The 19,245-nt window shown below is 54.7% G+C and carries 17 protein-coding genes and 1 pseudogene; 13 read left to right on the forward strand and 5 right to left on the reverse strand.

Annotation, left to right across the window (positions count from 1 at the left end; genetic code table 11):
- Nucleotides 1–22: 22 nt before the first annotated feature.
- The 10 genes from dhaK (at nt 23) to NNN64_RS11765 (ending at nt 11,707) form a co-directional block, all read left to right on the forward strand.
- Nucleotides 23–1,093, forward strand: coding sequence for a dihydroxyacetone kinase subunit DhaK (gene dhaK / locus NNN64_RS11720; protein ID WP_271441499.1), 1,071 nt, complete (start codon nt 23–25; stop codon nt 1,091–1,093).
- 11 nt (nt 1,094–1,104) lie between these two features.
- Nucleotides 1,105–1,737, forward strand: a complete 633-nt coding sequence (gene dhaL / locus NNN64_RS11725; RefSeq protein ID WP_271441500.1) for a dihydroxyacetone kinase subunit DhaL — start codon at nt 1,105–1,107, stop codon at nt 1,735–1,737.
- A 10-nt stretch (nt 1,738–1,747) separates the two neighbouring features.
- On the forward strand, nt 1,748–3,178 hold the full coding sequence (dhaM, locus tag NNN64_RS11730) for a dihydroxyacetone kinase phosphoryl donor subunit DhaM (protein ID WP_271441501.1): 1,431 nt from the start codon (nt 1,748–1,750) through the stop codon (nt 3,176–3,178).
- A gap of 172 nt (nt 3,179–3,350) precedes the next feature.
- Complete coding sequence (locus tag NNN64_RS11735; protein ID WP_271441502.1) at nt 3,351–5,063, forward strand: alpha,alpha-trehalase; 1,713 nt, start codon at nt 3,351–3,353, stop codon at nt 5,061–5,063.
- 207 nt (nt 5,064–5,270) lie between these two features.
- A complete protein-coding gene (locus NNN64_RS11740) occupies nt 5,271–6,293 on the forward strand; it encodes an ABC transporter substrate-binding protein (RefSeq protein ID WP_271441503.1) in 1,023 nt (340 codons plus the stop codon).
- Nucleotides 6,294–6,298: 5 nt separating this feature from the next.
- On the forward strand, nt 6,299–7,279 hold the full coding sequence (locus NNN64_RS11745; RefSeq protein ID WP_442870704.1) for a FecCD family ABC transporter permease: 981 nt from the start codon (nt 6,299–6,301) through the stop codon (nt 7,277–7,279).
- The gene (locus NNN64_RS11750; protein ID WP_271441505.1) at nt 7,276–8,037 is read left to right on the forward strand and encodes an ABC transporter ATP-binding protein; all 762 of its coding nucleotides are present in this window, start codon (nt 7,276–7,278) and stop codon (nt 8,035–8,037) included. Before NNN64_RS11745 ends, NNN64_RS11750 begins: the two co-directional genes overlap by 4 nt.
- Before the next feature lie 9 nt (nt 8,038–8,046).
- Entirely contained in the window at nt 8,047–8,859 is an 813-nt protein-coding gene (locus NNN64_RS11755; protein ID WP_271441506.1) for a class I SAM-dependent methyltransferase, read from the forward strand.
- Nucleotides 8,856–9,713: a ModD protein gene (gene modD / locus NNN64_RS11760; protein ID WP_271441507.1), complete on the forward strand. Its 858-nt coding sequence runs from the start codon at nt 8,856–8,858 to the stop codon at nt 9,711–9,713. The genes NNN64_RS11755 and modD overlap by 4 nt, the downstream gene beginning before the upstream one ends.
- Nucleotides 9,714–9,736: 23 nt before the next feature.
- Nucleotides 9,737–11,707 carry a TonB-dependent receptor plug domain-containing protein gene (locus NNN64_RS11765; protein WP_271441508.1) on the forward strand — a complete coding sequence of 657 codons (1,971 nt, stop codon included), beginning with the start codon at nt 9,737–9,739 and terminating at the stop codon, nt 11,705–11,707.
- 382 nt (nt 11,708–12,089) lie between these two features.
- Here the strand turns inward: NNN64_RS11765 and NNN64_RS11770 are convergent, their stop codons facing one another.
- A complete protein-coding gene (locus tag NNN64_RS11770) occupies nt 12,090–12,344 on the reverse strand; it encodes a GlsB/YeaQ/YmgE family stress response membrane protein (protein WP_048212573.1) in 255 nt (84 codons plus the stop codon).
- 201 nt (nt 12,345–12,545) lie between these two features.
- Here NNN64_RS11770 and ycgR point away from each other — a divergent pair, with 201 nt between their 5' ends.
- Nucleotides 12,546–13,280 (forward strand): flagellar brake protein YcgR, encoded by a 735-nt coding sequence (gene ycgR, locus NNN64_RS11775; protein ID WP_271441509.1) that lies wholly within the window; start codon nt 12,546–12,548, stop codon nt 13,278–13,280.
- A gap of 11 nt (nt 13,281–13,291) precedes the next feature.
- Here ycgR and emtA read toward each other — a convergent pair whose 3' ends face one another.
- Nucleotides 13,292–13,903 (reverse strand): membrane-bound lytic murein transglycosylase EmtA, encoded by a 612-nt coding sequence (gene emtA, locus NNN64_RS11780; RefSeq protein ID WP_040232326.1) that lies wholly within the window; start codon nt 13,901–13,903, stop codon nt 13,292–13,294.
- Between the two features lie 98 nt (nt 13,904–14,001).
- Here emtA and ldcA point away from each other — a divergent pair, with 98 nt between their 5' ends.
- A complete protein-coding gene (gene ldcA, locus NNN64_RS11785; RefSeq protein ID WP_271441510.1) occupies nt 14,002–14,916 on the forward strand; it encodes a muramoyltetrapeptide carboxypeptidase in 915 nt (304 codons plus the stop codon).
- Between the two features lie 97 nt (nt 14,917–15,013).
- Entirely contained in the window at nt 15,014–16,747 is a 1,734-nt protein-coding gene (locus tag NNN64_RS11790) for a potassium/proton antiporter (protein ID WP_271441511.1), read from the forward strand.
- Here the strand turns inward: NNN64_RS11790 and NNN64_RS23345 are convergent.
- From NNN64_RS23345 to NNN64_RS11800, 3 genes and pseudogenes are all read right to left on the reverse strand, one after another.
- Nucleotides 16,682–16,834: pseudogene (locus NNN64_RS23345) on the reverse strand (hypothetical protein); the annotation flags it as partial. The gene NNN64_RS11790 and the pseudogene NNN64_RS23345 overlap by 66 nt on opposite strands.
- Before the next feature lie 15 nt (nt 16,835–16,849).
- Nucleotides 16,850–17,920 carry a catabolic alanine racemase DadX gene (gene dadX, locus NNN64_RS11795; protein WP_271441512.1) on the reverse strand — a complete coding sequence of 357 codons (1,071 nt, stop codon included), beginning with the start codon at nt 17,918–17,920 and terminating at the stop codon, nt 16,850–16,852.
- Between the two features lie 12 nt (nt 17,921–17,932).
- Nucleotides 17,933–19,231: a D-amino acid dehydrogenase gene (locus tag NNN64_RS11800; RefSeq protein WP_271441513.1), complete on the reverse strand. Its 1,299-nt coding sequence runs from the start codon at nt 19,229–19,231 to the stop codon at nt 17,933–17,935.
- Between the last annotated feature and the right edge of the window lie 14 nt (nt 19,232–19,245).

Genomic DNA, 19,245 nt, shown 5'->3' on the forward strand with positions numbered 1-19,245 from the left:
GACTGTCTGCGGAGCATAAACAATGAAAAAATTGATCAACCGTGTTGAAGACGTACTGAACGAACAACTCGCCGGGCTGGCAAAAGCCTACCCTTCTCTGGCACTGCATCAGGACCCGGTGTATGTCACTCGCGCGGATGCGCCAGTGATGGGCAAAGTGGCGCTGCTTTCCGGTGGCGGTAGCGGCCATGAACCAATGCACTGCGGTTACATTGGCCAGGGTATGCTCTCCGGTGCCTGTCCGGGTGAAATTTTCACCTCGCCAACGCCGGATAAAATGTTTGAATGCGCCATGCAAATTGACGGCGGCGAAGGTGTACTGCTGATAATCAAAAATTACACCGGCGACATTCTTAACTTCGAAACGGCAACCGAGCTGCTGCATGAAAGCGGCGTCAAAGTCACCACGATGGTCGTGGATGATGACGTGGCGGTAAAAGACAGTCTGTACACCGCCGGTCGCCGCGGTGTGGCAAATACGGTATTGATTGAAAAACTGGTCGGTGCGGCCGCAGAACGTGGTGACTCACTGGATGCCTGCGCAGCGCTGGGACGCAAGTTGAACAACCAGGGTCATTCCATCGGGATTGCCATTGGTGCGTGTACCGTGCCGGCGGCCGGTCAACCGTCATTCACCCTGCAGGACAACGAAATGGAGTTTGGCGTCGGTATCCACGGCGAACCCGGCATTGACCGCCGTCCATTCTCTTCGCTTGATCAAACGGTGGATGAAATGTTTGACACCCTGCTGGAAAACGGCAACTACAGTCGTACGCTGCGTCACTGGGATCACCTTCAGGGCGCATGGCAGGAAGGGAAAGAAAGCAAACGCGCGCTACAGAGCGGCGATCGCGTGATTGCGCTGGTCAATAATCTCGGTGCGACACCGCTGTCTGAACTCTTCGGCGTGTATAACCGCCTTGAAAGCCGTTGTCAGGATGTCGGTATTGTCATCGAGCGTAACCTGATTGGCTCTTACTGCACCTCTCTGGATATGACCGGTTTCTCAATCACCCTGCTACAAGTGGATGACGAAACGCTGAGCTTATGGGATGCACCGGTTCACACCCCTGCACTCAACTGGGGTAAATAAGGAGATTCATGATGTCCCTCACCAGAACACAAATTGTTAACTGGCTCTATCGCTGCGGCGAAATATTCACCACCGAAAGCGATTTTCTTACCGGCCTTGACCGGGAAATCGGCGATGCCGACCACGGTCTGAATATGCACCGCGGCTTCAGTAAAGTGGTCGAAAAGCTCCCGTCCATTGCGGATAAAGACATCGGCTTTATTTTGAAAAATACCGGGATGGTACTGCTCTCAAGCGTCGGTGGTGCCAGTGGCCCGCTGTTCGGCACCTTTTTCATCCGCGCCGCGCAGGTCACTCAGGCCCATCAAAGCCTGACGGTTGACGAGTTGTATCAGATGATGCGTGATGGCGCGGAAGGGGTCATTAGCCGCGGAAAAGCCGAACCGGGTGACAAAACCATGTGCGACGTTTGGGTGCCCGTCGTCGAATCTTTGCGCCAGTCCAGCGAGCAAAAGCTAAGCATACAGGCTGCTCTGGAGGCGGCAAGTGTCCAGGCAGAAGCCGCAGCGCAAAGTACCATCACGATGCAGGCGCGCAAAGGCCGTGCCAGCTACCTTGGTGAGCGCAGCATTGGGCATCAGGACCCCGGCGCAACGTCCGTTATGTTTATGATGCAAATGTTGGCGCAGGCTTCCAGAGAGTAAGGATAAAACGATGGTAAACCTGGTTATTGTGTCTCACAGCGCCCAACTGGGCGAAGGCGTCGGTGCGTTAGCCCGACAGATGTTAATGGGTGATGGTTGTAAGCTCGCTATTGCCGCAGGCATTGACGATCCTGAGAACCCCATTGGCACCGACCCCATCAAAGTGATGGAGGCCATTGAGTCAGTGGCAGACACAGATCACGTGCTGGTGATGATGGATATTGGCAGCGCGTTACTGAGTGCAGAAACCGCGTTGGATCTGCTCGACCCGACAATCGCCGCCAAGGTGCGTCTGTGCGCAGCCCCGCTGGTTGAAGGTACGCTGGCGGCAACCGTCAGTGCTGCGGCGGGCGCTGATATCGATCGGGTCATCAATGATGCCATGAATGCCCTCGACGCCAAGCGTGAGCAACTGGGTTTACCTTCGTCGCCTGTCGCGAAGACCGCACCAACTGAATTGTCACCCGACGCTGATGCCCATTCGATTGCCGTGACCGTAAAAAACCCCAACGGTATACATGTTCGCCCGGCATCACGGCTGGTCTCCACATTGTCTGGCTTTAATGCCGACATGTGGCTGGAAAAAAACGGCAAGTGCGTCGTCCCTGACAGCCTGAATCAGATAGCGCTGCTGCAGGTGCGTTGTAATGACACGCTGCGCCTGATTGCCAAAGGTGAACAGGCAGACGCGGCGCTGGCTGCGTTTAAACAACTGGCGGCTGAGAATTTTGGCGAGTCCGTCGAAGAAGCATGCACTGAAAGTATCTCAGTACCGGTGCCTGCGCTGGCAACGGGTACGGCCTTTTGCTATACGCCGTTCTCACCGGAAGTCACTCATCGCCCCGCTACGAATGTGCAGGACGAGCAGCAGCGGCTAAAAGCGGCCATTCAACGCACACTCGACGACCTGAGTGATTTAACCGCGCTGGCAGAGGAGAAATATTCCGCTGATATCGCCGCCATTTTCTCTGGTCATCACACGCTGCTCGACGATCCTGAGCTTTTCGATATGGCCTGTGATTTGATGCGCGAAGAACAGTGTAGCGCAGCATATGCCTGGCATAACGTACTGAGCGATCTGAGTCAGCAGTATCTGCAACTCGATGATCCTTATTTACAGGCGCGATACATTGATATTGAGGATTTGCTGTCCCGTACGCTGCAACATTTATCCGGCGAAAGTGCACATATCCCCGCGTTTATTCGACCGACCATCCTGGTCGCCGATGTCATCTATCCGTCTACCGTGCTGCAACTCGACCCGCTCACGATCAAAGGGATCTGTCTGCGAGCCGGTAGTGAAGCCTCCCACCCGGCGATTATCGCCCGCGAGATGGGCTTGTGCTGGGTATGCCAACAAGGCGAAACCCTCGATGCTATCAAGATGGGTGACGCTCTGACTCTGGACGGCATAGCAAATCGGGTGATCCTCGCTGGCTGATACCCACAGCCCACCCTTTATCTGTAAAAGGTGGGCTATTTCACTTCCCCCGACAGGAAATGTCTGTTTATTCGCAAAATGGGGGGCCGATCACGCGCAACGGTCGATCCTGAACTAAGGTTTTCTCATGGTAAATGCCGCAACTTCGGCACGCCGCTAAGGAGATTAACCGATGATAACGCCCGCCATTCGCCACCCAGGCCTGCTCTCAGTGGCGATAAAACTGACGCTCGCAAGCACCTTTTTTGCTCTGGCCCCTTTTACTGCGCACGCTGAGGATTCACCTGCCGCTACGCCTTCTCCTCCTGATATTCTGCTTGGTCCGTTGTTCAATGATGTACAGACAGCAAAGCTATTTCCCGATCAGAAAACCTTTGCCGACGCAGTGCCCAACAGCGATCCGCTGATGATCCTTGCCGATTATCGGATGCAGAAAAATCAGTCTGGCTTTGATTTACGCCATTTTGTGGAAGTGAATTTCACGTTGCCAAAAGAGGGTGAGAAATACGTACCCCCGGCCGGGCAATCACTCCGCGAGCACATTGACGGACTGTGGCCGGTACTCACTCGCTCAACCACCGATGTCGAAAAATGGGACTCTCTGCTGCCGCTACCAGAACCCTATGTAGTGCCGGGTGGACGTTTTCGTGAGATTTATTACTGGGATAGCTATTTTACCATGCTGGGGCTGGCCGAGAGCGATCGCTGGGACAAGGTCTCTGATATGGTGGCCAACTTCGCTTATGAAATTGATTCGTGGGGGCACATTCCTAACGGCAACCGCAGCTACTACCTGAGTCGTTCGCAGCCGCCGTTCTTTGCCTTTATGGTTGAACTGCTGGCGCAGCATGACGGTAACGACGCGCTGAAAAAATATCTCCCGCAGATGCAAAAAGAATACAGCTACTGGATGGAAGGAGGCGAAGCACTTCAGCCCGGTCAACAGCATAAACGGGTGGTCAAGCTGGCTGATGGCACCCTTTTAAACCGCTACTGGGATGACCGCGATACGCCAAGACCTGAATCCTGGGTTGAAGATATTGCCACCGCGAAAAGCAACCCGAACCGCCCTGCCACTGAAATTTATCGCGACCTGCGCTCAGCCGCCGCATCCGGCTGGGACTTTAGTTCGCGCTGGATGGATAACCCCAACCAGCTCAGTACCCTGCGCACCACCAGCATCGTGCCTGTCGACCTCAATGCATTGTTATACAAGATGGAGAAAATGATCGCTCTCGCCAGCAAAGCCGCAGGTGACGATGCCAAAGCAGCGCAGTACGAGGGCTTTGCCAATGCCCGCCAAAAAGGGATTGAAACCTGGTTGTGGAATGACAAAGAAGGCTGGTATGCCGACTATGATCTGAAGAGCCACAAAGTCCGTAATCAGTTAACTGCCGCCGCGCTGTTCCCCTTATTTGTGAATGCGGCAGCGAAAGATCGCGCCAGCAAGGTGGCAGCAGCAACTCAGGCGCATCTGTTGCAACCCGGCGGACTCGCCACCACGTCGGTGAAAAGCGGCCAGCAGTGGGATGCCCCTAACGGCTGGGCCCCATTACAGTGGGTCGCCGCATCGGGATTACAGAACTATGGCCAAAATGATGTCGCCATGGATGTCACCTGGCGATTCCTCACCAATGTGCAACACACTTACGATCGTGAGAAAAAACTGGTTGAGAAGTATGACGTGAGCAGCACAGGAACCGGTGGCGGTGGTGGCGAATACCCGCTACAGGATGGTTTCGGCTGGACCAACGGCGTAACGTTAAAAATGCTCGACCTGATATGTGCGAAAGATAAACCCTGCGACAGCGTACCGGCAACGCGCCCCGCCCCCGCCAGTAACACGCCTTCCGAGGCCAAAAAGCAGACTCAACCGACGTCCTAATCTTCTCGGGTGTCTTAAGCGTCCTCTAAATCCGCGCCTGGTCGCGGATTTTTTGGTGCCATAAATCTCCATTTCAGGTGTATCCATTGCATCTAGCCCTTATGGGGTAGCCCCTGTTTTCATCCGTGTGAAATTGATTCTGAACATGTTTTTATTCGCTGTATATGTAAATATATAGCGATTTTATCACTGTTCAGGATCAACATAATGCCACTGACAAGAAGGATGTTTGCCCAGCTCGTGGCATCTGCGCTGCTGTTACGCCATTTTCCGGCCCTTGCCCAAACACCGCTTACCGTCGCTGTCGGTTCGCCGCCATCACCCGACACAATCCAGCGCGTCGTCAGTGCCGGAGCACCTGCCGATATGCTATTGCTGGCCGTCGCACCGGAAAAACTGGTGGGCTTTTCATCCTTTGATTTTTCTCACCAGGCCGCAGTGCCATTCCATCATGACATTTTGGCGTTACCGAAGTTGGGAAGACTGGCTGGACGCGCCAGCACCCTGTCACTGGAGGCCTTGTTAGCACTGAAACCCGATCTGGTGGTTGACTGCGGCAATGCTGATGAAACCTGGCTTTCCCAAGCCCGGCAGGTCAACGCGCAAACGCACGTTCCGTGGCTACTGATTAACGGCGAGCTCCGACAAACCCCGGCACAACTGCAAGCCGCAGGGGCCGCGCTGGGTATGGCAACACGGGCCTCGGCACAGGCCGCGCTTGCCCGTCAGTTTATTGATGACGCAGATGCGTTTTCGCACTCCCCCGCAGCAAAACTGCGCTTTTATGCCGCACGCGGTGCCAGAGGGCTGGAAACCGGTTTGCAGGGTTCACTGCATACCGAGGCACCAGAGTTACTGGGATTACACAATGTCGCGCAAATCCCGGGACGACATGGATTGACCCAGGTATCCATGGAAAATCTGTTGAGCTGGCAGCCCGATATTATTCTGGTTCAGGATGCAGTTACCGCACAGTACCTGCGAGAAGATCCCGTCTGGCAAGGGGTCAAAGCCGTTGCTGAGCAACGTATTCTGTTTCTCAGCGGACTGCCGTTTGGCTGGCTGGACGCCCCGCCGGGCATCAACCGGTTACTCGGATTACGTCGCCTGCACGCCTGGCTTGACCCCAAAATTGAAACCCACTTTAAGACCGATATGCAACGCTACGCAGAGTTGTTCTGGCACACCTCATTAAGCGATGCACAGTTTCAGAAGCTGGTGACACGCTGATGAGAATGACAACGCTGAGTGTCCTGATGATCGCGGCCATTGCCGTGTGCGTCATCGTCGCAACGGTTTCAGGTGCATACCGCCTGGATGCCCAGCAGGTGATGAACCTCATTGCTGGCCATCCAGGCGTGCCTACACAGGACAAAATCGTCTTCTGGCAGATTCGATTGCCGCGCATTCTGGCTGCATTGCTGCTGGGCGCGGCACTGGCGGGCGCAGGGACCACTTATCAGGGTATGTTCCGTAACCCACTGGTGTCGCCGGATATTCTCGGCGTGGCGGCCGGGGCGGGTTTAGGGGCCTGTACCGCCATCCTGCTGGGTTTACCGATCCTGTTTATTCAACTGTATGCATTTGTCGGAGGCCTGTTCGTGGTGGCGGGCGTGTGGCTCATCACCCAGCGGGTAAAACGCCACGATCCGGTACTCACCCTTGTACTGGTCGGCATTGCGTTGGGTACGGTGTGCGGTGCAGGGATTTCGCTCATCAAAACGCTGGCTGACCCGTATACCCAGCTACCGTCGATTACCTTCTGGCTACTCGGTGGTTTGTCGACCATCACCGCCCATGACCTGTGGTTGTCCGCACCGCTGATCGTGGCCGGTTTGGTGCCGCTGTTGCTGCTACGCTGGCGCATGAATTTGCTCACCCTCTCGGATGATGAAGCCCGTTCTCTGGGTATCAACGTATCCCGGCTACGGCTCTGGCTGATTATCTGCGCCACGCTTATCACCGCCTGTACTGTGGCGATTGCCGGAATTATTGGCTGGATTGGGCTGGTGGTGCCACACATAGGCAGACTGCTTTGTGGGAACAACCACCAACGGCTACTGCCCGTTTCAATGGGGATCGGCGCTATTTTACTGCTGCTGACAGATACCCTTGCCCGTACCCTGAGCAGCACGGAAATCCCGCTGGGGATCCTGACCGCGTTTATTGGTGCCCCCTTCTTCCTGTTGCTTCTGCTCCGGGGAGGCCGACAATGACGCTGCTGACCGTACAACATGCGTCTCTCGGCTACCATTCCCGACACCCTGTCTTGCGCGATGTCTCGTTTAGCGTCGCGCCAGGGTCAATCTGTTGCCTGATTGGCGCCAATGGCAGCGGGAAAACCACCCTGATGCGTACCATTCTTGGCGTTCTTCAACCGCTTGCTGGCCACATTACGCTTGATGGTATCGCGGTGAATCATCTCAGCGACCGTGAACGCGCCGCCGCCATCGCCTGGGTTCCTCAGGCACATGACGGTGCGTTTGCCTTCACGGCTCTGGACATGGTGATGATGGGACTGGCCCCGCAAATGGCGGCATTTGCCGTTCCCGGCGTCAAAGAGCGCGATATCGCCCTTGAACAACTGGACGTGCTGGCGATCCCGCATCTCGCGCCCCGGCGCTGGAACACACTCAGCGGTGGTGAACGCCAACTGGTGTTGATTGCCCGTGCGCTGGCACAACGTCCACGTTTTTTACTGCTGGATGAACCCGCTTCCAGCCTCGATTTTGGTCACCAGATCCGACTGCTCGACACACTGGTCACGCTAAAAGATTCTGGCATGGCGCTGCTGATGTCGACCCACCATCCGTTGCATGCGCGCGCCATTGCCGACAGCGTGGTGCGCGTCGAGCCAGATGGTCTGGTGTCTCAGGGGGGGCCTGAGCACCAACTGGCTGCTGAACGTCTGGCCACCCTGTATCGGGTCACCCCCTCACAAATAGCCCATCACCTCTTTGGCTCACACGATTAAGGAATCACGATGCTCATTGACGACATTGATTTTGCCGACCTGTACCGCAAACAGTTACTTCTGGCGAAGCGAACCGAGAAAAAACCAGAGCACTGGGACAAACGCGCGGAAAAAATGGCAGAGAATTGCGCCTCATTAACCGACAGCTACCTGCTCCAGTTATTGAGCAAGATTGACCTGAAAGGTGCTGAATCACTGTTTGATATGGGTTGCGGCCCCGGAACGGTTGCGCTGGCGCTGGCCAAAAAAATGCCGATCGTTTACGGCGTAGACTACAGCCAGGGAATGTTGAGCGTTGCCGCTCGCCGTGCCGGACAGATGGGCGTACGCCACGTACAGTGGGTGCAGCGCGCATGGGAAGCGCACTGGGACGACTTACCCCAATGTGATATTGCCGTCGCCTCACGTTCGACGCTGGTTGCCGATATGCGCCAGGCCATGACCAAACTGAATAATCAGGCACGGTTACGGGTTTACACCACCCATCTCGTCAGTTCCTCATTTGTATCACCCACTATTCAGCGCGCGTTGGGCCGCGAGGTGATTGAGCTTCCCAACTATATCTATGCACTGAATGTTTTGTATCAGATGGGCATTCACGCACATGTTGATTTTATCCGTGGACCAAACTGCCAGCAGGACAACAGCACCTGGACACGTTTTCTGGAGAACGTGCGCTGGAGCATGGGGGAACTGAGCACAGACGAAATTGAGCGGCTGGAGCACTGGTACCATCAGCAGGACCCCCGCACCATCGCGCCCGCCAGTCGCGACTGGGCGCTTATCTGGTGGGACAGCGTACCGCGGGAGGCGCTGCAATGATCTACGTCTCACAGGCACAAGTCGATGCGCTGCTGCTGGAGGATATTCAGGGCGGCGATTTAACAACCCGGGCGTTGGGTATCGGCGCACAGCCAGGAAGTATGAGTTTTTATCACCGCCAGGGCGGATGCGTGAGCGGAACCGCTGTTGCCAGACAAATGCTGACATCACTGGGTTTGACCGTTACCGACCTTGTGGTAGATGGCGAACGGGCGAACAGCGGACAGTTACTTCTGCGCGCACACGGTAACGCGGCGGCACTACACCAGGGCTGGAAAGCGGTACAGAACGTGCTGGAGTGGAGTTGCGGTGTCTCACGCTATCTCGACAATATGCTGAGCATCCTACGCCAACGCTATCCGGATGGCCAGATTGCCTGTACCCGCAAAGCCATTCCCGGCACGCGTTTGTTGGCGACTCAGGCGATCCTTGCCGCCGGAGGCATTATCCACCGGGGCGGGTGCGCCGAAACCGTTCTGCTGTTTGCGAATCATCGCCGCTTTCTTGCCGATCCGAACGACTGGGCTGCAGCAATCGCGCAACTCCGCGCCCATGCGCCAGAAAAAAAGATTGTGGTCGAAGCCGATACCCCCGATGAGGCACTGGCCGCGCTACATGCAGCCCCTGATGTGCTGCAACTCGATAAGTTTACCCCTGAGCAGGCAGCAGACATCGCTCGCCAGGCTCCTTCTCTGGCCCCCCATTGCACGCTGGCGCTGACTGGCGGCATTACCCTCGCCTCACTGGCGAGTTATCTCGACTGTGGCATCAGGCTCTTTATCACCTCCGCGCCTTACTACGCCCCACCGGCGGATATCAAAGTTAGCCTGAGCCCGGACGCACGTGGCATATAACATTTATAAATGGACTATAAATAATGAATTTCAACAAAAGTTGTCTTTACACAGCCCTGTCGTTTGCTTTCGCGCAAGGTGCTTTTGCTGGGCAGGAAAGCGAAACCATGACCGTCTGGTCTAGTCCGGCCTCCGCCGCAACCACGACGGTTCTCGGCCAGGAAACGATGCAGCAACTGGATAAACAAAACGTGGCGCAGGCGCTAAGCGTCGTTCCCGGCGTCGTGCTGCAAAAATCCGGTAACCGTAATGAGCAACAAGTGAAGGTCCGCGGTTTTGACAGCCGTCAGGTCCCGGTCTTTTTCGACGGTGTTCCGGTGTACATCCCCTACGATGGCAACCTTGATTTAGGCCGTTTTCTGACATCCGATATCGCTTCTGTCGAAGTCTCTAAAGGCTACTCATCTTTGCTACAGGGGCCGAACCAGATGGGCGGCGCTATCAACATCACGACCAAAAAGCCCACCAAGCCAATTGAGGGCTCTCTGGGGTATCGTCAGGGCTGGAGCCGTAGTAAAGACAATGCCCATGATATGCACGCGTCGTTCGGTGCCAGCAACGATCTCGGCTATATCCAGCTCAGTGGTAGCCAGCTAAAACAGGATTTCCTCGGATTACCTCATGGTGTTGATAACCCGGTAGCGGGCAGCAATGGCAAGATGATTAACTCATCAGCCGATGATAAACGCGGCATCGTGAAACTGGGGTTCACGCCACGCGGCGATGATGAGTATGTTCTGACCTACATTAATCAGGACGGTGAAAAAGATAACCCGCCGTATGCCGGAACCAGCAGCCAGAAATCGCGTTATTGGCAATGGCCGCAATATGATAAAGAAAGTTATTACTATCAGGGCACCACGCATTTGGGCGATCGCTTTACATTGAAAAGCCGCCTGTATCGCGACACCTTTGAAAATACGCTGATGATGTACAATTCCCTTGCCGATCTGAAAAATAAGAAAGGCAGCTACAGCCATTATTCTGACTATAGCGACGGCGCAGGTCTGCAGCTTTCCGCTGATATGCGGGAAAACGACCTGCTCTCTTTCGCCGTGAACTGGAAAGACGATGTTCATCGCGAAAAAGGGGCTCCGAATGCCGCTTATGACCGCTACGAAGATCGTACCTGGTCTGTCGCCAGTGAATATCAATGGGCGGCTGCGGATAATGTCGATGTGGTGGCAGGTATCAGCTACGACTGGCGTGACAGCGTAGAGGGGATGAAGCACGAGAAAAACGGCAGCGTTACCCATTATGATGACAACGACCAGTCCGCCTTTAACTGGCAGGTAATGACCAAATACCACTTTGAAAATTCTGACACGTTAGCGCTATCCTACTCTGACAGAACGCGCTTTCCCACGCTGAAAGAACGCTACACCACGTCAAAACCGGCTTATAACCAGATTGCGTTGGTCAACCCGCAGCTAAAACCGGAACGCGCCCGTAGCGTCGATCTCACGTGGAACGGTTCGTTCACCCAGAACTGGGGATTCGAAGCCAGCGTGTATTACAACCGCATTACCGATGCGATTCTGTCCCACAATATTGATGCCGACACGATTCAGAACCAAAACAGTGGTCGGGTGGATTACACCGGCCTGGATGCAGGCATCAAAGGTAAGGTCTTTGACATGCTGGATGTGGGGCTGAGCTACGGTCTTATCCATGCTGACGTTAAACGCAGCGATATCGGCAAGATTACCGACCTGCCAACGCAAACCCTGACCGCCTGGATGACGCTGAAACCGTGGGACCCACTCAGCATTACGCTGTCCGAAGAAGCCCGCTCTTCAAGCTATAGCAATTCTGATGGCTCACAAAAAGCGGCCGGGTTCGCCATTACCCACCTCCGGGCAGATTACACCATCGGACATGGCTTTAGCGTTAACGCGTCGGTCAACAACCTGTTTGATACACAGTACGTCTACAGCGAAGGGTTTATCGAAGAAGGTCGCAATTACTGGGCCGGGGTTGAGTATCAGTTCTGACTTAGCGATACAGAGAAACGGCCCCGTTCAGGGTAATGCTGTTCAGTTAACGCCTCAGTTTCAGAAAGTATCGCCTGTGAGGGTAGAAGTTATGAATATGCACTCTCAGAGAAAGGGTTCCGTTCACCTCATGTTCATCGCTTCTCTGAAACGCCGGCTCCTGTGAACGTGTAAAGGGCGTTCTCCGCCACGCCCTTTACAATCCCGGCTCCCGGCGGGAGCCGGGGATGCAAGGGAGGCGGCGGTGAGCCTCCCTTGCACGTTCACGGGTATCTGCGCTTCAGAGAAATGACACAACTAAGGTGAACGGAACTCTGAGCAAGAATCACATGTTCACCAGACATGCTTAACTGAACGGCATTACTGCTCGGGGGCCGTTTGATTAATCTCGTCGTACCAGTCGGAAAACACCCAGTACTACAATCGCGCCGACCACGGCCACCAGGAAGCTGTGGAGATTAAACCCACTGACATCGCCGCCGATACCAAACATCGTTGCCAGCCACCCACCGACCACAGCACCGACAATACCGAGAATGCAGGTCAGAATAAACCCGCCGCCATCACGCCCCGGCATAATCAGCTTGGCGATAACCCCCGCAATCAGACCAAAAATAATCCAGGCAATAATTCCCATTTTCAGGCCCTCTTTCCAGTGAACGCACACGCAAGACACTCCTGCGCCAGCACGTTAAGTATAGGCAAGCCATCGCTACCTGCTGTTTGCACTCAGACTTAATTCATTGGCTTTGGTAAAAAATTTCATCCATTTGTATTAAGTTCCGTCTCGCGATGCCGATAACCCAACGATAAGCCAGGTATCCAGGAGTCATTAGGTGTGAGTAACTACAATGAGCAGTTCCTGAAGCAAAACCCGCTCGCAGTATTAGGGGTACTCCGGGACTTAAATTCACAGCAGGTTCCACTGCGTATCTCCTGGTCAGGAGGTCAGTTCATCAGCAAAATTCTTGCTGTCAGCCCGGACGAATTGATCATGGATTTTGGCAGTCAGGAATATGAAAACCAGGCCGTGCAACGCGCCAGCCAGATCTCAATTATCGCCGAAACGCAGGGTGCCAAGGTGGAGTTTACCCTCCCGCAACTGACAAAAGGCGAGTATCAACGATTGCCAGCCTTTATCTCATCGTTGCCACCTTCGCTGTGGTTCGTCCAGCGCCGGGAATACTTCCGCATCGGTGCACCGTTACACCCGCCCTATCACTGCAAGGCGAAAATGCCGGACAACAGTATCCTGCATTTTCGCTTATTCGATTTGTCTCTTGGCGGCATGGGCGCGCTATTAGAAGGGGCTACACCGGAGGGGCTAGTCGAAGGTATGCGCTTCTCGCAGGTTGAACTGAATATGGAACAATGGGGCGTGTACCACGTTGATGCCCAGCTCATCTCAATTACCGAGCGAAAAGTGATCGACGGGAAAAATGAAACCATCACCACTCCCCGCCTGAGCTTTCGTTTTCTCAACGTCGGCCCGGCGGTGGAGCGGAATTTACAGCGGATTATTTTTTCGCTTGAGCGCGAGGCTCGGGAAAAGTCGAATAAAGTACGCGAGTAATATCACGCGCGTTACATCGCATCCAGCGCTCGCTGAAGCTTCCAGATATAACGTGGAGCCTGCGGCGCAGGATGGTTATCGACAACATGTTCAAAAAACTCATCCGCGCTCAGATCGTTGATTTTGCTGATGGCTTTTTTCCTGTCAGAGGAGAACGTCCGCAGCAGCGCCCCGGCACCGTTCGCGTATGACACCACCAGCGCATATTGCATCACCTGTGGGTCTTCAATTCCCGCCAGCGGACCGGTTTCAAGAATGCTCAGATACGCCGCCCCCATAGAGATATTGCGCTCTGGATTTTTCAGCTCACTGGTCGACGGCTCTCCGCTCCATCCCATGCGACGATAAACGTCCCGCCCGGAGGTGGAGGCTTTAAGCTGCATCAGACCGATGGCATTAGATTTACTGACTGCATTGGGGTTACCCCCTGATTCAATAGCGATAATCGCCGTAATCAATTGTGGGCTAACGCCCCAGGCCGCGCCGGCTTTTTCACTGATAGGCATCCATTGCATCGCGCGTTTAACCGGAACTTCTGCGTTCCATGGCGGATTTTTGTAATCCTGTTTTGAACTACAGCCCGCAAGTATTACAACCAAAAAAGCAAACCATCTCAATTTCACGTCATCTATCCTTATAGCCGGAACCTGTCGCTGAGGTGACAACGACATACCTACGCGGCATGATATACATTTGGTTTTAGTTGTAGCAAGGAAATGCCATGTCCCGGTTTCACTTAATTGCCCCGTCGGGCTACTGTATCAACCAGCAGGCTGCATTACGTGGGCTTGCGCGTCTTACTGAGGCCGGTCATCAGGTCGATAACACTGCCGTCATCGCCCGCCGCTGTCAGCGTTTTGCCGGTACCGAAGCCGAGCGTCTGGCGGATGTGAATTCACTCGTTGAACTAAAAACGCCTGATACTATTGTGATGGCGGTGCGCGGCGGCTACGGTGCGAGCCGTTTGCTGGCAGATATTGACTGGCGGGCGCTGGCCGTTCGCCAGCAACAGAGCCCACTCCTGCTGTGTGGTCACAGCGATTTCACGGCTATTCAATGCGGGCTGCTGGCGAAGAGTCATGTCATCTCGTTTAGTGGCCCGATGCTGGCAGCTAACTTCGGTGCCGAGGAAATGAACGCCTTTACCGAGCACCATTTTTGGCAGGCTTTGCGCAATGCCGAATTTACCCTCGACTGGCAAGGGCATGGCCCGGATTGCGCTACCGAAGGCACGCTGTGGGGCGGAAATCTGGCGATGCTCATTTCGCTGATGGGGACGCCGTGGATGCCCGCCATTGAGAACGGTATTCTGGTGCTGGAAGACATCAACGAGCACCCGTTTCGCATCGAGCGCATGCTGCTACAACTTTATCATGCTGGGGTCCTCGCCCGCCAGAACGCCATCATTCTCGGCAGTTTTAGCGGCAGTGCGCCTAATGATTATGATGCCGGTTACAGTCTTGATTCAGTCTGCGCGTTTTTGCGTGCCAAATTATCGGTTCCACTGTTAAGCGGCCTCGATTTTGGCCATGAACAACGCACCGTCACCTTACCTTTAGGGGCCAAAGCCGTGCTGAAAAATGATAAAAACGGCAGTCAACTCACAATCTCCGGTCATCCGGTGCTTAAATCGTAAAAAAAGCCTGCCTCAGGGCTAAGTAAAACGCTGTTTCTGTCGTTATTATGTTAGGGTTTATTAATACGAAACAGCGTAATTCAGGAGTAACCGAACGTTGGATGCCGCAGCAATCATTAGCCTTTTTATTTTGGGTTCCGTTCTCGTCACCTGCAGTATCTTGCTAAGTTCATTCTCATCACGTCTTGGTATCCCGATTCTGGTGATTTTCCTCGCTATTGGCATGTTAGCGGGCGTGGACGGTGTTGGCGGCATTCCTTTTGATAACTACCCTTTTGCCTACATGGTCAGTAACCTGGCGTTGGCCGTGATCCTGCTTGACGGCGGGATGCGCACTCAGGCCAGCTCCTTTCGTGTTGCGCTAGGCCCGGCATTATCGTTGGCGACCGTGGGCGTGCTGATTACCTCTGGTTTAACCGGCATGATGGCGGCATGGCTGTTTCATCTGGATCTCATCGAAGGACTGCTGATTGGCGCGATTGTCGGCTCAACCGATGCCGCGGCGGTATTTTCCCTGCTCGGCGGTAAAGGACTTAACGAACGTGTGGGCTCGACGCTGGAAATTGAGTCAGGTAGTAATGACCCAATGGCCGTATTTCTGACCATTACGCTTATCGAAATGATCCAGAACCACGAGACCGGTTTAAGCTGGATGTTCGCCGTGCATATTATCCAGCAGTTTGGCTTAGGTATCGCTATCGGTCTCGGCGGTGGGTACCTGCTCCAGCAGATGATTAACCGTATTTCTCTGCCTGCCGGGCTGTATCCGCTGCTGGCCTTAAGCGGTGGGATCCTGATTTTTGCCCTGACTACCGCGCTTGAAGGCAGCGGTATTCTGGCGGTTTATCTGTGTGGTTTCCTGCTGGGAAATCGCCCGATCCGCAACCGCTTCGGTATTCTGCAAAACTTTGACGGTCTGGCCTGGCTGGCGCAAATTGCCATGTTCCTGGTGCTGGGATTGCTGGTGACGCCATCCGACCTGTTGCCGATCGCGATTCCGGCGCTTATTTTGTCTGCCTGGATGATTTTCTTCGCGCGTCCGTTGTCGGTGTTCGCCGGATTGCTGCCATTTCGTGGTTTCAATCTGCGTGAGCGCATTTTCATTAGCTGGGTTGGCTTACGCGGTGCGGTACCCATCATCCTTGCCGTCTTCCCGATGATGGCGGGTCTGGAAAATGCGCGTTTGTTCTTTAACGTCGCATTCTTTGTGGTACTGATCTCGCTGCTGTTCCAGGGGACGTCGCTGTCGTGGGCCGCTAAAAAAGCCAAAGTCGTGGTACCTCCTGTTGGCTGGCCAGTTTCACGTATTGGTCTCGATATTCACCCGGATAATCCCTGGGAGCAGTTCGTTTACCAGTTGAGTGCCGATAAATGGTGCGTAGGGGCCGCATTGCGTGACTTGCATATGCCAGAGGAAACGCGTATTGCCGCACTGTTTCGTGACAACGTGCTGTTTCACCCATCAGGCAGTACCCGCCTGCGTGAAGGCGATGTGCTGTGCGTCATTGGTCGCGAACGCGACCTGCCCGCCTTAGGCAAGCTGTTCAGTCAGTCACCGCCAGTGTCGTTAGACCAGCGTTTCTTTGGTGATTTTATTCTCGAAGCCAGCGCGAAATATGCCGATGTGGCACTGATTTATGGTCTGGAAGATGGCACCGAGTATCGTGATAAGCAGCAAACGCTGGGTGAAATTGTTCAGCAACTGTTGGGTGCTGCACCGGTTGTCGGTGACCAGGTAGAATTTGCCGGTATGATCTGGACGGTAGCCGAGAAAGAAGATAATGCCGTGCTGAAAGTGGGTGTCCGCGTGGCAGAAGATGAGGATGAATAACGCAGTTGTTTTGGCCGGGTGACGGCTGCGCCTTACCCGGCCTACAAATGTACTGCTTCTGTAGGCCTGAAAGCTGCGCGCCGTCAGGCAACTCTACAAAAGTTACATCGTCACTACCGGTACGCGCAGCGCCAGAGAGCACATTAATTCATAGCCCACCGTGCCCGCCGCTGTCGCCACATCGTCGATTTTAATCTCTTTGCCCCACAGTTCCACAGGCGTTCCTATCCCCGCCTGTGGACATGGTGTCAGGTCAACCGCCAGCATATCCATGGATACCGTGCCGACCGTCCCGGTACGTACACCGTCCACCAGGACAGGTGTCCCACTCGGAGCATGGCGCGGATAACCATCGGCATAGCCTGTTGCCACAATTCCAATGCGCTGATCACCGCTGGCAGTGTAACGGCCACCGTAACCAACCCGGTCACCCGCTTTCAGCGTTTGCACACCGATAATCTCACTGCTCAGCGTCATCACTGGCTTAAGTCCGGTGTTGGCAATGTCCCGCCATTGTCCCGACGGCGACGCGCCGTACAGAATAATGCCCGGACGAACCCAGTCATAATGCGCTTGTGGGTGCCACAGCGTCGCAGCAGAATTCGACAGCGAACGTCTACACTCCAGTCCTTCCGTTGCCTGCGCAATACGCGCCATCGCGTCCTTGATGCCATCCGGATGTTCAGCATCAGCAAAATGCGACATTAGCGTCATCTCACCCACGTTAGGCATTGCCCGCAACTGTTGCCAGACGGTCGCTACTCGCTCTGGTAAGAAACCCAGCCGGTTCATGCCGCTATTCACTTTCAGGTAAATATCCAGCGGCGCGTTCAGCCGGGCATTTTGCAACGCTTTGAGCTGCCAGTTACTGTGGACACAGGTGGTCAGACGATATGTGTCATACACCGTCAGGTCTTCGGCATGGAAAAACCCCTCCAGCATTAAAATCGGTCCTTTCCATCCCCGCTCCCGCAGGGTGATCGCCTCCTCGAGATTGAGCATAGCGAAACCATCGGTCGTTCCCAGTGCCGTCCAAACGCGTTCTATACCGTGTCCGTAGGCATTGGCTTTTACGACCGACCAGACGCGGGAGTCCGGCGCAGCCTGACGCGTAATGGTCAGATTTTGTTTCAACGCCTGCAGGTCAATGCTGGCCAGTATCGGGCGGGTCATCTCGCGTCCTTATTAGTTATGTACGCCATGTAAATGCCGCGGGCGAGACGGGGTAAATCCCGGACTGTAACGCGCCACGCTCAGATCGTCATAAGGTATGGCTGGCGTGCGACCAGAGAGAATATCGCTCAGCAACTGACCCGATCCACATGCCATCGTCCAGCCCAGTGTGCCATGCCCCGTATTGAGCAGCAGATTCTTAAAGCGGGTACGCCCCACCACTGGCGTTCCGTCTGGCGTCATCGGACGCAGCCCGGTCCAGAAGGTGGCTTGTTCAACATGACCGCCGCGCGGAAAGAGATCGCGCACCACCATCTCCAGCGTCTCACGACGTGGTTGTAGTAGCTCGGTATTAAAACCAACAATTTCTGCCATACCGCCAACACGAATTCGCTCATCAAAACGGGTAATAGCGATTTTGTAGGTTTCATCAAGAATAGTGGAAACCGGCGCACCATCATCTTCTGCCACCGGTATGGTTAATGAGTAGCCTTTGAGCGGATACACCGGAATATCAACGATTCCTTTGAGCATCGCTGTGGAATACGAGCCAAAGGCCATAACATAGGCATCGGCTTTGATAACTTCGTCGCCACACTGGACACCATAGATTTGCTCGCCTTCGCTGAGTAGCTTATCGACGGGGGTGTTAAAACGGAATTTTACCCCCGCCTGCTCGGCCATTTTCGCCAGACGCTGGGTAAACAGCTGACAGTCACCGGTTTCGTCATTCGGCAACCGTAATCCCCCAGTCAGTTTGTGCGCGACCTCTGCCAGCGCAGGTTCGACTTCCGCCAGACGATTTGCCTCCAGAAGTTGGTACGGCACACCGGCATCTTCCAGCACGGCAATATCACGCGTGGCGTTCTCATACTGTTGAGCGGTTCTAAACAGTTGTAACGTACCACCCTGACGACCTTCATACTCGATCCCCGTGGTGGCTCGCAGCGCCTTCAGACAATCACGGCTGTACTCCGCCAGACGCACCATGCGCCCTTTGTTTTCCATGTAGTGGCTGGTGTCGCAGTTGCGCAGCATTTGCCACATCCACTTCAGTTGGAACTGCGTGCCGTCGAGGCGTACAGCCAACGGAGCGTGGCGCTGAAACATCCATTTTATCGCTTTTAGCGGTACGCCTGGCGCCGCCCACGGCGCGGCATAACCAGGAGAGATTTGCCCGGCATTCGCCGCACTGGTTTCCAGTGCCGGACCCGGCTCACGATCGATGACGGTGACATCGTGTCCAGCCTGACTTAAATACCAGGCGCTGGTCACGCCAACGACGCCACTTCCCAGTATGACAACTCGCATAGCCACTCCGTTAA

This window comes from Citrobacter sp. Igbk 14, assembly GCF_028069825.1.
GTDB lineage: Bacteria > Pseudomonadota > Gammaproteobacteria > Enterobacterales > Enterobacteriaceae > Citrobacter.